The organism is Kitasatospora purpeofusca (assembly GCF_036010405.1).
Taxonomy (GTDB): Bacteria; Actinomycetota; Actinomycetes; order Streptomycetales; family Streptomycetaceae; genus Kitasatospora; species Kitasatospora purpeofusca.
This window is the reverse complement of the sequence record NZ_CP108561.1, coordinates 8,296,417-8,310,009: the sequence shown is the minus strand read 5'-3', so window position 1 is coordinate 8,310,009 and position 13,593 is coordinate 8,296,417. Positions and strand designations below refer to the sequence as shown.

General features: G+C 74.1%; 12 protein-coding genes. All 12 read right to left on the bottom strand.

Annotated elements, in window-relative coordinates:
• Positions 1 to 8 precede the first annotated feature (8 nt).
• The gene (locus OG715_RS36220) at positions 9 to 1,271 is read right to left on the bottom strand and encodes an MFS transporter (protein ID WP_266273037.1); all 1,263 of its coding nucleotides are present in this window, start codon (positions 1,269 to 1,271) and stop codon (positions 9 to 11) included.
• Positions 1,264 to 2,463, bottom strand: coding sequence for a cytochrome P450 family protein (locus OG715_RS36215; RefSeq protein WP_266273038.1), 1,200 nt, complete (start codon positions 2,461 to 2,463; stop codon positions 1,264 to 1,266). The genes OG715_RS36220 and OG715_RS36215 overlap by 8 nt, the downstream gene beginning before the upstream one ends.
• 70 nt (positions 2,464 to 2,533) lie before the next feature.
• Complete coding sequence (locus tag OG715_RS36210) at positions 2,534 to 3,208, bottom strand: DUF5825 family protein (protein WP_266273039.1); 675 nt, start codon at positions 3,206 to 3,208, stop codon at positions 2,534 to 2,536.
• Positions 3,189 to 5,132: a RiPP maturation radical SAM C-methyltransferase gene (locus OG715_RS36205; RefSeq protein ID WP_266273040.1), complete on the bottom strand. Its 1,944-nt coding sequence runs from the start codon at positions 5,130 to 5,132 to the stop codon at positions 3,189 to 3,191. Before OG715_RS36205 ends, OG715_RS36210 begins: the two co-directional genes overlap by 20 nt.
• A 104-nt stretch (positions 5,133 to 5,236) precedes the next feature.
• Positions 5,237 to 5,395, bottom strand: coding sequence for a hypothetical protein (locus OG715_RS36200; RefSeq protein WP_167349777.1), 159 nt, complete (start codon positions 5,393 to 5,395; stop codon positions 5,237 to 5,239).
• Complete coding sequence (locus OG715_RS36195; protein ID WP_266273041.1) at positions 5,392 to 7,227, bottom strand: prolyl oligopeptidase family serine peptidase; 1,836 nt, start codon at positions 7,225 to 7,227, stop codon at positions 5,392 to 5,394. Before OG715_RS36195 ends, OG715_RS36200 begins: the two co-directional genes overlap by 4 nt.
• 194 nt (positions 7,228 to 7,421) lie before the next feature.
• A complete protein-coding gene (locus OG715_RS36190; RefSeq protein WP_266273042.1) occupies positions 7,422 to 8,798 on the bottom strand; it encodes a sulfate adenylyltransferase subunit 1 in 1,377 nt (458 codons plus the stop codon).
• A gap of 2 nt (positions 8,799 to 8,800) precedes the next feature.
• Complete coding sequence (gene cysD / locus OG715_RS36185; protein WP_266273043.1) at positions 8,801 to 9,709, bottom strand: sulfate adenylyltransferase subunit CysD; 909 nt, start codon at positions 9,707 to 9,709, stop codon at positions 8,801 to 8,803.
• 20 nt (positions 9,710 to 9,729) lie between these two features.
• A complete protein-coding gene (gene cysC / locus OG715_RS36180) occupies positions 9,730 to 10,293 on the bottom strand; it encodes an adenylyl-sulfate kinase (RefSeq protein ID WP_266273044.1) in 564 nt (187 codons plus the stop codon).
• An 83-nt stretch (positions 10,294 to 10,376) separates the two neighbouring features.
• Positions 10,377 to 11,738, bottom strand: coding sequence for a condensation domain-containing protein (locus OG715_RS36175; protein WP_266273045.1), 1,362 nt, complete (start codon positions 11,736 to 11,738; stop codon positions 10,377 to 10,379).
• Positions 11,738 to 13,255: an amino acid adenylation domain-containing protein gene (locus OG715_RS36170; RefSeq protein ID WP_266273046.1), complete on the bottom strand. Its 1,518-nt coding sequence runs from the start codon at positions 13,253 to 13,255 to the stop codon at positions 11,738 to 11,740. Before OG715_RS36170 ends, OG715_RS36175 begins: the two co-directional genes overlap by 1 nt.
• 50 nt (positions 13,256 to 13,305) lie before the next feature.
• The gene (locus tag OG715_RS36165; RefSeq protein ID WP_266273047.1) at positions 13,306 to 13,581 is read right to left on the bottom strand and encodes a phosphopantetheine-binding protein; all 276 of its coding nucleotides are present in this window, start codon (positions 13,579 to 13,581) and stop codon (positions 13,306 to 13,308) included.
• Positions 13,582 to 13,593 lie beyond the last annotated feature (12 nt).

Here is a 13,593-nt window from a genome sequence, read left to right as displayed (position 1 = left end):
CGGTGGGCTCACAGCTCGCGGATCTCGGGGCGGGTCAGGGCGTAGCCGAAGGCGCCGAGCAGGCAGAGGCCGGTGGTCGCGAGGACGCCGCTGCTGCCGAAGGCCTCGACCGCCGCACCGGCCGCGATCACGGAGACGGGGAAGACGCCGAGACCGCAGAAGGTGATGGCCGCCATGACCCGGGCCAACAGGGCGGGCGGGGTGCTCTTCTGGACGCCGGTGACGACCAGGACGTTGGTCACCGTGCTGGCGCCGCCGGCGACGAGCAGGAGCAGCAGGGCGCCGACGAGGCCGGTGAACGGCACCAGGCCGATCGCCGCGCCCATCACCAGGCCGGAGAGCATGGCCGTGCGGCCGCGCGAGCGCACCGCCGTGAGGCCGGCCGCGAACAGGCCGCCGACGAGCGCGCCGCCGGTGAAGGCGGCCAGCAGCAGGCCGAGGCCGACGGCGCCGGCCGCGAAGCCGTCGGTGGCCAGGGTCGGCAGGGCGACCCTGGTGGCGCCGCCGACCGTCAGATTGGCGATCACCGTCACCGTCAGCACCGCGCGCAGCAGCGGCGACTCCCGCAGCAGGGCGCGGAAGTTCCTCGGTACGGAGGCCCGTTCGGAGATCGGGCGGGGTGGTGCGACCAGGGCACCGCGGCCGATCAGCAGCAGGGTCGCCGCCGACACGGCGAAGGTCGCCGCGTCCAGGCCGAGGGCGACGGCCGGGTTCAGCCAGGCGACCAGGGGGCCGGCCGCCGCCGGGCCGAGCAGGCCGGCGCCGAAGGTCACCGTGCTGTTGAGCGCGTTGCCCGCGTGCAGGTCCTCGGCGGGCAGCAGGGTCGGGGTGATCGCCCAGGCGGCCGGCAGGAAGACCCCCGCCCCGAGGCCGACCAGCAGCGCGAGGGCGCCGATCAACCAGAAGTTCGACGTTCCGGCGGCGGCGGCCGCGCACAGTCCGGCGGTGGCGAGCAGTCGGCCGAGGTCGGCGGCCATCATCACCCGCCAGGCGCCGAACCGGTCGGCGAACATCCCGCCGAGCGGGGTGGCGGCCAGCCGTCCCGCGCCGTAGGCGGCGACCACCAGGCTCAGCTGGCGGGCGCCGCCGCCGAGGGCGTGGACCAGCAGCGGCAGGGCGACGACCTGGAACGCGTTGCCGAACTCCGAGGTGCCCTGGCCGATCACCAGCAGCCGGTAGCCGCGCGAGCGCAGCGGCGCGAGGCCGATCCGGGGGCGGAAGCGCAGCAGTCCCGCCTTCGGATCACGGTCCGTGCCCGTGCTGCTAGCCATCGAGCGAGACCGGGAGCGACTCCAGACCGCGCAGCATGATCGTGTTGCGCCACGGCAGGGTCTCCTCCGGGGCGGCCAGCTCGATCCGGGTGAAGCGCTCCAGCAGGCCGGTGAGCGCCACCTCGCTCTCCAGCTTGCCGAGGAAGGAGCCGAGGCAGCGGTGCAGGCCCTGCCCGAAGGCCAGGTGGCCCGGGTCGTTCCGGTCCAGGACCAGCCGGTCCGGGTCGGTGAAGCGGGCGGGGTCCCGGTTGGCCGCGCCGAGCGAGAGCAGGACCAGCTCGTCCGCCGGGATCTCCACGTCGTCGACCGTCACCTCGGCGTTGGTGAACCGCATCGTGGCCATGCTCACCGGGGACTCGTAGCGCAGGAACTCGTCGATCGCGACCGGCATCGCCGCCGGGTTGGCGCGCAGCCAGGCCAGTTGGTCCGGGTGGTGGAGCAGGGCCAGGGTGGCGGTGCCGAGCAGGTTGACGGTGGTCTCGTGGCCGCCGATCAGCAGCAGGAAGACCATCGAGAACACCTCCTTCTCGCTGAGCTCCCCGGCGTCGCAGGCCCGCACCAGGTCGGTGAGGATGTCCGTGCGCGGGGAAGCCCGCCGGGTGGTCATCAACTCCCGGAGGTAGTCGTTCAGTTCGCCGGTGGCCTGGTCGAAGGTCATCTCGCCGCCCTGGGTCAGGATCGCCGTCGACCAGGTGCGGAAGGACTGCATGTCCTCCGGGGGGAAGCCCAGCAGTTCGCAGATGACCATGATCGGCAGCGGGAAGGCGAAGTCCGTCACCAGATCGGCCGTGCTCCGCCCGCGCAGCCCGTCCAGCAGGCCGCCGGCGATGCGCTCGACCAGCGGCCGCATCAGGTCGACCCGGCGGCGGGTGAAGACGCCCTGGATCAGTCGGCGCAACCGGGTGTGGTCCGGCGGGTCGCTGTTGAGCATGTGGACGACGTCCGAGCCGAGGGTCAGACCGGCGCCCCGTCCGCTGGCGATGGCCTGGCTGCGGCGGACGTCCTGCCCGAACCTCGGGTCCATCAGCGCGGCCCGGACGTCCTCGTACCGCGTCACCAGGTAGACCGGCAGGCCCTCGCCGAACTCCACGACGGAGACCGCGCCGGCCTCGCGGATCCGGGCGAGCGTGGGGTAGGGGTCGCGGATGAACGCGGACATCCGCGCGGCGGCGTCGTCGACCGCGGTGCTCATGCTTCTCTCCTCGAACGGGTCGGACGGTCGGGCAGGTCGGACGGGCGGACAAGCTGGACAGGTCAGACGGTCAGACGGTCAGGGACGGGAACGGCCAGCGGCGCACCCGCATGGGCAGGAACCAGACCCGCCCGGCCTGTTCGGCGATCAGGCCCGCCTCGGCGAAGTCCCGGTGGACGGCCTCCGGCAGTCGGCCGAGCTCGACACCGTCGGCCAGCGCGTCCAGTTGGGCCAGGTGACCGGGCTCGTCGATGGTGAACAGCTCCAGCGTCCCGAAGCGGCGGTCGCGCACCTCGACGAAGCCGGGGCCGCGCCGGTAGACGCACTTGCTCGGGAAGTAGCTCGCCCGCCAGTCGGCGGCGACCTCGGCCGCCGCACCGGTCGACTCCTCGGGCGGGTACAGGTGGTGGAACCGCCGCTGCTCCGCGCAGCCGTCGGTGCAGACCGCGTGCCAGAGCACGGCCAGCCCCTGTCCGGTCGCCTCGCGCAGCAGCATCAGGGCCCGCGCCGAGGCCGCCGGCGCGTCGGCGCACAGCCGCACCGGCTCGGTCAGCCGCAGGCAGCGCACCCCGGCCCGGTGCAGTGCGGTGATCTCCTCCCCCGCCGGTCCGCCCAGGGTCCGGCGACCGAGCGCGATGCCCGGCAACTCCCTTGCGGCGGGGTCGTAGTCGAGCCAGAGCTCGGCCTCCGGTCCGGCCGCCCGCCAGGCCCCGGCGTCGGTCCGCTCAGCCGATCGGGACGGCATCCAGCACCTCCTCGGTCTCGCTCCCGGTCACGGTCTCCGTGCGAGGACCGGGGGGAAGGGCGGCGGCGGGGCCGTGCCGGTGCCGCATCCGCATCAGCACCTGGTTGTCGGACTCGACGGCGACCTGGAGGTAGCTGTCCCCGTCGTGGAACAGCAGGCCCAGCGCGGTGAACCGCTCCAGGACCGGTTCGACCGCCGCCGCGCCGCCGGGGAGCTTCGCGGCCAGCGCGGCGGGCGAGCGGGGCTGCCCCAGCAGCCGGAAGGCGGCGATCTCCACCGGGTCGGTCAGCTCGGCCACCCGCCAGTCCCAGCCGGGCCGGGTGTTGACGAGCACGATCCGCCCGCCCGCCTCACGGTAGGTGAGCCGGCTGTCGGGGAACCGGGCGAGCCAGGTGTCCACCGCCTCGCCCAGCCGCTCCGCGACCTCGCCGCCGATCCCCCGCGGTGGTGCGGTGAACACATAGGCCAGCTGGTTGAGTTCGCTCTCCGGCAGCCGGTACGTCGCCCGGTACTGGAAGGCCGGCCTGGTGATCGCGAAGCCCAGTTCGGGGCGGTCGAAGTACGGGCTGAACCGCTCGATCGCGATCCGTCCCGCGCCGGTCGGCGGGTCCAGGTGGTGCAGCACCGGCAGCTGGCGGATCACCGACTCGTAGTCGTCCGGCCGCTCGCCCGGGAAGCCGTAGAGGTAGTTCCAGGTGACCGAGACGCCGGCGCTCTGCGCGTCCCGCAGCGCGCGCACGTTCTGGCAGCCCGTCACCCCCTTGTCCATGATCCGCAGCACCCGGGTGCTCAGGTTCTCGATACCGGGCTGCACCTGGGCCGCGCCGGAGTCGCCGAGCAGCTGGAACTGGTGGCGGCGCAGATTGGCCTTGATCTCGAAGTGCAGCCGCAGGTCGACGGGGAGTTCGGCCAGGGACTTCAGGACGGTGTCGAAGTAGCCCATGTCCAGGATGTTGTCGACCACGTAGACGTCCAGCAGCTGGTGGCGCTCGGCGAGGGTGAGCACCTCGGCCAGGAAGTCCGCCGGCGGCTTGGAGCGGAACTCCATCGAGGAGCCGTTGAGACCGCAGAAGGTGCAGTGGTGCTTCTCCCCCCACCAGCAGCCCCGGGAGCCTTCGAGGACGAGCTTGGGGTCGACCCAGCCGGCCGCGACCGAGGCGTCCAGCCGCTCGTAGAAGCCGTCGTAGCGGGGCGTCAGGATCGCCGCGGGCGGCAGCGGGCGCCTCGACATCTCGTTGGCCGTCGACGTCCCGGACCCGTCCCGCCAGCACAGTCCGGGGACGTCGGCGAGGTCGCCGCCCGCCAGCAGCGCCGGGAAGGCAGCCTCGCCCTCGCCGCGCACCACGTAGTCCAGGAAGGGGAAGTTGCGGTGCAGCGCGGCGCCCTGCGGGCCGTCGCAGTTCGCGCCGCCGAACACCGTCCGCACCTGCGGGCAGCGCTGCTTGAGCAGCCGGGCGGCGGCGAGGCTCGCCGTGTTCTGCTGGAAGGTGGTGGTGAAGCCGACCAGGTCCGGCGGGTCGGCGGCGATCTCCTCGACCAGCCGCGCGATGAACACGGGGGCGAGCGCCCGGGTGGCCCGGGTGAGGGCCATCTCCTGCTCGCTCGCGCCGTTGGTGGCCAGGTACTCGAAGTAGCTCTCGGCGTCGGCGGATTCGGCGAAGCCCGGGGCGGGCTCGTCGTCGCCGTACAGCGCGCCGGCGAAGGCCCAGTCGCCCGCGCCCTGGAAGTAGGACTTCTCGGAGAAGTACTCGTAGTCGTCCACGCCGAACCCGGCGGTCTCGGCCGCCCAGTCCACGAAGTCCAGGTTGGCGTAGCGCACTTCGACCTCGTGGCCGGCGCGGGCGGCGGCGGTGTGCAGGATCCCGAGCGCCAGCGACGGCACGTCGATCGCACCCCAGGGCATGTGCAGCAGGACGATACGCATGATGGCCACTTCTGTCGTGCGCGGACGGTGGACCCGGGCGGTGGGCAGGGGCGGTGCGCGGGGTGTCGCTCCGGGGCGCCGAGGCGCCCCGGAGCGACCGGGAATCACTTCTTGGACTCCGGCTTCGGCTTCGGCTGCCCCTTGAGGGCGGGCGCGACCGGTGCGGCCTTGGTGATGTCGAGCGCGAAGTTCTGGACGATCACCGCGCCACGGTCACGCTCCGGGGTACCGATCGGGTCGTTCTGGATGCTGCGACGCTTCATGGCTGTTCACCTCCTTCCAACGGCTGGGTGGATCCCCCGGGACGGTCGCCCCGAGGTGGTCGGTGGGGTGGCGCCGGCCAGGTCTGTCCGGCGAACCGGACCATCGCGGCCAGCACCGACCGGTGGTCGGCGGTCCGGCGGCTGTAGTGGCCGCCGTCCACCCGGAGCAGTTCGTGCGGCACCGCCAGCCGGCGCAGGTCCGCGGCGTACCGGGCCACCTGCTCGGGCGGGCACCGCTCGTCGTCCTTCGAGACGACCAGCAGCACGGGCGAGCGCACCCGGTGCACGTACGACCGGGGGTCGGCCGCGCGGTAGCGCTCGGGCACCTCGTCGGGGCTGCCGCCGAAGAGCTGCCGGTCGAGCGCGCGCAGGGCCGGGGTGGTGCCGCGGTAGGTCGCGGGGTAGTCCGCGATCGGCTGGGCGGCCATGCCGAGCGACCACAGCTCCGGCTGGACACCCATCGCCAGCAGGGTCAGATAGCCGCCCCAGGAGAACCCGCAGAGGCCGGTGCGGTCCGCGAGCGCCGTGCCGTCGGCGACCAGCTCGGCGCGGACGGCGGCGAGGTCCTCGATCTGCGCCAGCCCGACCCGGTGCTCGTACTCGTGCTGCCAGCGGGCGCCGTAGCCGGTGGAGCCGCGGTAGTTGGTGCGCACCACCGCGTAGCCGTGGCCGACCAGGATGTTCACCCGGGGGTCGTAGGAGTCCCGGTCGTGGGTGGCGGGGCCGCCGTGCACCAGGAACAGCGTCGGCCACGGGCCCCGGCCGGGCGGGGTGCTGACGAAGCTGTGGATCCGTCCGTACGGGCGGGCCGTCCAGCGGCGGCCGCGGGAGGTGCCGTCGAGGTCCAGGCCGGGGTGGTCCGGGTCGGGCCCGGGGTCGGCCGTCACCCCCGTCCCCGTCCCCGCTCCCGCCTCCGGGCGCAGGACCAGCGGGCGGGGCGGGGTGGACTCCCGGCTCCAGACGCAGTGCAGGGTGCCGTCCGGCGCGCAGGACAGGTCGTGGATGGTGCCGCCGGGCGTGCCGAGCTCCCGGACGACGGGCGCCGGGTCGAGGTCGGCGAGGAGCAGTCGGCTCCGCCCGGCCCGCTCGTGCTGGATCAGCACCCCGCGCGGCCCCCGGTACCAGCCGGCCGATATCTGGGCGTCGAACGACAGGCCGGGGTAGCGGCGCAGCCCGGTGCCGGCCCGCCAGGTCGCGACGGTGTAGCGCTCGTCCTCCTCGACCACCAGCAGCAGTTCGGGGTCGAGGACGGAGAGCGGGTTGAACTCGATCGGCCAGAGCCGGAGTCCGCCGCCCCCGGCCGCGCTGACCGCCGGTCCGCCGTCCGTCGGCCACAGGAGCACCGCGTCGTCCCCGTCCGGCCGACCGCCGAGGGCGAGCAGCCGGCCGTCCGGCGACAGGTCGGCCAGGCTCAGGTAGCCCGGCGCGGAGCCGATCAGCCGCGCCTCGCCCGAGGGCGGTCCGACGTAGCAGTGCGAGGCCCCGTCGACGCCGAGGGCCACCGCCGCGAGCGCGCCCGTCCGGTCGAAGGCGACGCCGTACGGGCGCCCGGGCGGCACCCCGTGCAGCGCCTCGCCGTCCGGCCCGCCGGCGAACGGCTCCCGCCGCCAGCGGCCCTGCTCGTCGCTGTCGGAGTCGAACCACCAGATGGCGTCGCCGTCGGGCTCGATCTCGCTCAGGTGGACGCCGCCGGGCCGGTCGGTGACGACCCGGCGCCGGTCCGTCCCGAGGTCCCAGGCCACCGCCTGCCAGCGCTCCTCGACGAGCCGCGTCTCGACCGCGCGGCCCGCCGCGAGCGCGGCGAAGCCCGGGGACTGGAACGCCTGTGTCACGGACCCGCCCTTCCGGCTCGATGGTGGGAACAGGCTGCGCCGAACGCTCGATGAACCAGTGAACTCCTGTGACGGAAAGGTCACTTGTGGAGGAGCGCGGTCCACTCTAGGGGGGTGCTGCGGACTCGAACAGACCTCTTGCACGGTTGGCCGAAAGAAAATTGAAATGGACACCACCCGACGAGGAAAACGCCCTAGAAGTCCCAGCCGTCGGCCTCCGCCGCCACCGCGCCGACCGGTGCGGCGGCGGGCAGGAAGGCGTCTCCCGCCATTCCGGCGGCGAGGGTGGTGCCGTCGGCCGGGTCGATCAGCAGGAACGCCCCGGTGCGCCGGGAGTCGGCGTAGGAGTCGAGCGCGAGCGGTTCGGCGGTGCGGACCCTGACCCGCCCGATGTCGTTGGCGACGAGGCTCCCCGGCTCCGTGTGCTGGGAGAGGTCGTCCAGCGTGAGCCGCGACGGGATGTCCTCGACGATCGCCTTCACGGTGCGGGTGGTGTGCTTGAGCAGGACCCGTTGGCCGACGGTGAGCGGGGTGTCGGCGACATGGCAGACGGTGGCCTCGACCGTCCTGGTGATCCGCGGCGGCCGGGGCCCGGCGGTGAGCATGTCGCCCCGGCCGACGTCGATCTCGTCGGCGAGCCGGACGCTGAGCGAGGCGCCCGCGGCCACCGCGTCCGCCGCCTGGCCGAGCACGTCGAGCGCGACGACGGTGGTGACCCGGCCGGAGGGCTGCACGGTCACCGTCTCGCCCACCCGGAGCCGGCCGCCGACCAGTTGGCCCGCGTAGTAGCGCTCCCCCTGGTGCCGGATGACCATCTGGACGGGGAAGCGGGCGGAGCCCTCGGCCGCGCCGTCCCCGACCTCCACCGACTCCAGGTGCTCCAGTACGGTCGGGCCGCCGTACCAGTCCATCCGCGCGGAGGGCTCGACCACGTTGTCCCCGGCCAGCGCCGAGATCGGGATCGCGGTGACCTCGGGGACGCCCAGCGCGGTGGCGTACGCCGTGAACTCCTCGGCGATCAGGGCGAAGACGGACTCCCGGTGGTCGACGAGGTCCATCTTGTTGACCGCGAGGACGACGTGCGGGACGCGCAGCAGTGCCGCCACGGCGGCGTGCCGGCGGGTCTGCTCGACGACGCCGTTGCGGGCGTCGACCAGGACGACCGTCAGCTCGGCGGTGGAGGCTCCGGTGACCATGTTGCGGGTGTACTGCACGTGCCCGGGGGTGTCGGCGAGGATGAACCGCCGCCGGGGGGTGGCGAAGTAGCGGTAGGCGACGTCGATGGTGATGCCCTGCTCGCGCTCGGCGCGCAGCCCGTCGGTGAGCAGCGCGAGGTCCGGCACGGCGGCGCCGCGCGCGCGGGAGGCGTGCTCGACGGCCTCCATCTGGTCGGCGAGCACGGACTTGGAGTCGTGCAGCAGCCTCCCGACGAGCGTGGACTTGCCGTCGTCGACGGAACCGGCGGTGGCGAAGCGCAGCAGGGTGGTGGGCGACGGGCCGAACCGGCCCTCGGCGGCGGTGCGGTGGCCGATCGTCCCGCGGTGGCTGTTCGTCCCGTGGTGGCTGCTCATGTCTAGAAGTACCCTTCCCGCTTGCGGTCTTCCATCGCCGCTTCGGAGAGCTTGTCGTCGGCGCGGGTGGCGCCGCGCTCGGTGAGCCGGGAGGCGGCGATCTCGGCGATGACCTTCTCGATGGTGGTCGCGTCGGAGTCGACGGCGCCGGTGCAGGACATGTCGCCGACGGTCCGGTAGCGGATCAGCCGGGTCTCGACCGGCTCGTCCTCCGCGGGGCCGCCCCAGTCCCCCGCCGTCAGCCACATGCCGGCCCGCCGGAAGACCGGCCGCTCGTGCGCGTAGTAGATCGCCGGGAGGTCGATCTTCTCGCGGGCGATGTACTGCCAGACGTCCAGTTCGGTCCAGTTGGACAGCGGGAAGACCCGGACGTGCTCGCCGGGCGCGTGGCGGCCGTTGTACAGCTGCCAGAGTTCGGGGCGCTGGCGGCGCGGGTCCCACTGGGAGAACTCGTCGCGCAGCGAGAAGACGCGCTCCTTGGCGCGGGCCTTCTCCTCGTCGCGGCGCCCGCCGCCGAAGACGGCGTCGAAGCGCTCGGTGCGGATCCGCTCGGTGAGCGGCACGGTCTGGAGCGGGTTGCGGGTGCCGTCGGGGCGTTCGCGCAGGAGGCCCCGGTCGATGTACTCCTGCACGGAGGCGACGTGCAGCCGCAGTCCGCGTTCGGCCACCACCCGGTCGCGGTAGTCGAGGACCTCGGGGAAGTTGTGGCCGGTGTCCACGTGCAGCAGCGCGAACGGCACGGCGGAGGGTGCGAACGCCTTCAGCGCCAGGTGCAGCATGACGATGGAGTCCTTGCCGCCGGAGAACAGGATCACCGGCCGTTCGAACTCCCCCGCCACCTCGCGGAAGATGTGCACCGACTCGGACTCCAGGGCGTCCAGGTGGCCGAGGGCGGAGAGGTCGTCTGTCATCGTGCCGATCGGGCGGGGGTTCATATCAGCCGCCTTTCCGCCAGCAGGTTCAGCAGTTCCGTCGCCGATTCGGCGACGGTCTGCTCGTGCGCGGGGATGCGCAGATCGGGGTGGGCCGGGGCCTCGTAGGGGTCGTCGACGCCGGTCAGTCCGGTCAGCTCCCCGGCGGCCTGCCGGGCGTAGAGGCCCTTGACGTCGCGTTCGGCGCAGGTGCTCGTCGGGGTCGCGACGTGGATCTCCAGGTAGGGCGTGCGGGAGGTGTCGTGCCGCTCGCGGACGGCCTGCCGGCTGTCCGCGTAGGGCGCGATGGCCGGGACCAGCACCAGCACGCCGTTGCGCGCCAGCACCTCCGCGACCAGTCCGATGCGCTGCACGTTCGTGTACCGGTCCGCGCGGCCGAAGCCGAGGCCGGCGGAGAGGGTCAGGCGGAACTCGTCGCCGTCGAGCACCTCCACCCGGCGGCCGTCGGCGCGCAGGCGCTCGGCCGCGGCGTGGGCGATCGTCGTCTTTCCCGAACTGGGCAGGCCCGTCAGCCACACCGTCGCGCCGCACTCGCACGCGCGCGTCGTCGGGCTGGTTCGCAACTCCGTTTCCACCGGCGTGTCGCTCTCTTTCTGGAGGTCGGGAAGTCCGGAAGCCCGGAAGTCCTTGGGTGGGGCGGCCCGGCTCAGGCGGTCGCGGCCAGCCGGTCGAACAGGTCCCGCACCGGCACCCCGGGGTCGGCCGAGGCCGCCGCCAGCGCGGTCAGCCACTGCCGCAGGAACAGCGCCGCCTCGTCCGGGGTGAAGAAGTCCAGGGCGTAGTCGGCCCGGACGTCCCAGCCGCCGCCGTCCGCGACCACGTACTGGAGCCAGTCGAACTTCGCCGCGGCGCCGCCGACGTGCACCCGCTCGCAGCGCAGCCCGGGCAGCTCCAGCCGGCTCGGCGACTGGTCCAGGACGAGGCAGATCCGGCCCAGGTGCTGGCCGGACAGCACGCCCCGGGTGCGGCCGACGCCGCCGCCGAGCCGGGCGTAGGGCACGTTGCGGTGCCTGAGCACGTCCAGCGAGCGGCGTTTGGCGGCGGCGCAGACCGCGGCGAAGTCGGCGTCGGCGGGGACGCGGTAGCGGACCGGGAGGAGGTCGGTCAGACAGCCGAAGACGCCGTCGAGGTCGGGTTCGCCGCGGCGGGACACCGGGGTGCCGATCACCACGTCCTCGCTGTTCACGGCCGCCGCGGTGACGGCCATGCAGGTGCTCATCAGGACGTGCGGGGTGGTGCGCAGCGCGCGGGCCGCGGCGCGGACGGCGTCCCCCAGTCCGGCGGGCACGGTGGTCCGCACGGTGTCGCAGGCGGAGCCGCGCCGGGCGGCGAGCGGCCTGGGGCGGGGCGGCAGTTGGGTCAGGACCGGCGCCCCGGCCAGGAAGTCCGCCCAGAACGCGAGGTCGGCCGGGGCGATCCCGGCCGCCCGGGCGCGGACGGCGTGTTCGCCGAGCAGCAGCGCGGGCGGTTCGAGCCCGGCCGGGGCGCCGCCGGTCTCCTCGGTGTACAGGGCGGACAGTTCCCGGTCGAGCAGCACCAGGGAGGCGTCGTCGACGGCGACGTGGTGGATCTGCAGCAGCAGCACGTGCTCGTCCGGCGCCCGGTCGTAGAGGGTGAACCGGGCGGGCGAGGCGGTCAGGTCGAGCGGTCGCTGCCCGGCCCGGCGCAGCGTGTCGTACAGATCGCCGTGGTGCGGCTCCCCGCCGGGCAGTCCCCCGCCGGGCAGGTCACCGCCGGGCAGTTCCCCGCCGGGCCAGGGCAGGCGTTCCAGCGGGACGGTGCCGGCCGGGTCGACGCTCTGCACCGGGCCGTCGTCGCCGAGGCCGAACCCGCTGCGGAGCACGGCGTGCCGGGCGACCAGGGCGGCCAGGGCGCGCTCCAGGGCCGGGACGTCGAGCGGCCCCAGGATGCGCTGGGCCCAGGTCTCCAGGAACGGTGAGGGGTCGCCCAGGAACCGGTCGGCGATCCAGAGCGCCTCCTGCTCGTAGGTCTGCGGGAACTCGCGCATCAGCGGGGGCGCCTCTCCAGAGCCGACAGGTCGACCTTGCCGTTCTCGCGCCTCGGCAGCTCGTCCAGCTGCTCGAACCGGCCGGGCACGGCGTAGGCCGGGAGCGTGCCGGTGAGCCTCCTGCGGACGTCCCGCGCGGTCAGTTCGGCGCCCTCGGCCAGGGTGTAGACCAGCGCGATGTGCTCGACCGTCCCGCCGGCGTCGGTCCGCGCGACGGCGGCGCAGGTGCGGATCTCCGGCAGCGCGCCGGCGGCGGCCTCGATGTCGCCGAGCTCGATCCGGTTGCCGCTGAGCTTGACCTGCCGGTCCCGGCGGCCGTGGTAGTGCAGGACCCCGTGCTCGTCGAGCAGGCCGAGGTCGCCGGTGCGCAGGGCGCGGCGCCGTTCGCCGTCGACCTCCAGGGTCGGGAACCGCTCGCGGGTCAGCGTCGCGTTGTTCAGGTAGCCGAGCGCCACGCCGGGGCCGAGCGCGACGATCTCGCCGCGTTCGCCGGGCGGCGCGGGTGTGCCGTCCTCGCGCAGCAGGAGCACGGTGGTGCCGGGCACCGGCAGGCCGACGGGGATGCCGGTGGGGACGGTCGTGTCGGCCGGCCGCATCCGGTGCACGGTCGTCAGCATGCAGTTCTCGGCCGGGCCGAAGCCGTTCCAGAGCGGCAGGTCGGGGAAGCGCTCCAGGAAGCGCGCGACATGCCGGGGGGACTGCTTCTCGCCGCCGACGTAGAGCGTGCCCAGGCCCGCGAAGGCGTCCGGGTCCTCGTCGACGACCAGGTTGAACAGGGAGGTGGTCAGCCAGAGCGTGTCCACGCCCTGCTCGGCGACGAGGGCCCGCAGCCGCCCGGGCATCAGGTGGTTCTCCTCGACCACGACGCAGGTACCGCCGGTGGTCAGCTGGCCCCACAGCTCGAAGGCGTACATGTCCCAGGCGCCGGGGGCGACCTGCGCGGTGGTGTGCCCGGGTCCGAAGCCGTCCAGTCCGCCCGGGCCGAACATCCGGGTGACGGCGCGGTGCGGGATCAGCACCCCCTTGGGGACGCCGGTGCTGCCGGAGGTGAAGAACACCGTGGCCAGGTCGTCCGGGGCGGTCCGCACCGGGGCGAACGGCTCGGCCGCCGCCCCGGCCGCGAGCGCGGCCAGCGGGCCGGGGGCGAGCGTCCTGGTGACGCCGAGCGGCTCGCCGCCGGGCCGGCCGACCACGACCGGGTCGTCGAGCTGGGCGAGGATCGCGGCGAGGCGGCTCGCGGGCCAGCGCGGGTCCAGGGTCGCGTACGCGGCGCCGCTCATCAGCACGCCGAGCTGGAGCGCGATCAGCTGGGCGCCGCGCGGCAGCAGCAGCGGGACGATGTCCCCGGGCCGCACTCCCCAGCCGGTCAGCCGGCCCGCGAGGGCGCGGGCCGCCGAGACCAGGGTCCGGTAGTCGATCCGCTCCTCGCCGTGGACCAGGGCGAGCGCCCCGGGCGCCCGGGCGGCGTGGGCGGCCACCGCGGCGTGCACGCTCCCCGGCCGCGGGGCGTCCGTCACGGGGACGCCGGAAGCGGGAACGCCGGAAGCGGGAACGCCGGAAGCGGCGGTCATTCCGCACCGAGCCGGATCTGCTCGGCGAAGTCGGCCAGTTCGTCGTACTCCAGCAGCCAGGCGGGGTCGACCTTGAAGCCGAGCCGACGCTCGATCCGGGCGCAGATCCGGATGGCCGCCAGCGAGGTGCCGCCGAAGTCGTAGAAGCTGTCGCGGCGGCCCACCAGGTCGACGCCGAGCACCTCGGCCATGACGTCGGCCACCTGCTGCTCCAGCTCGTCGGCCGGCGGCTCGTACTCGGCCTTGCACACGACGTCGCGGTTCTCGGTCACGGGATCTCCTGT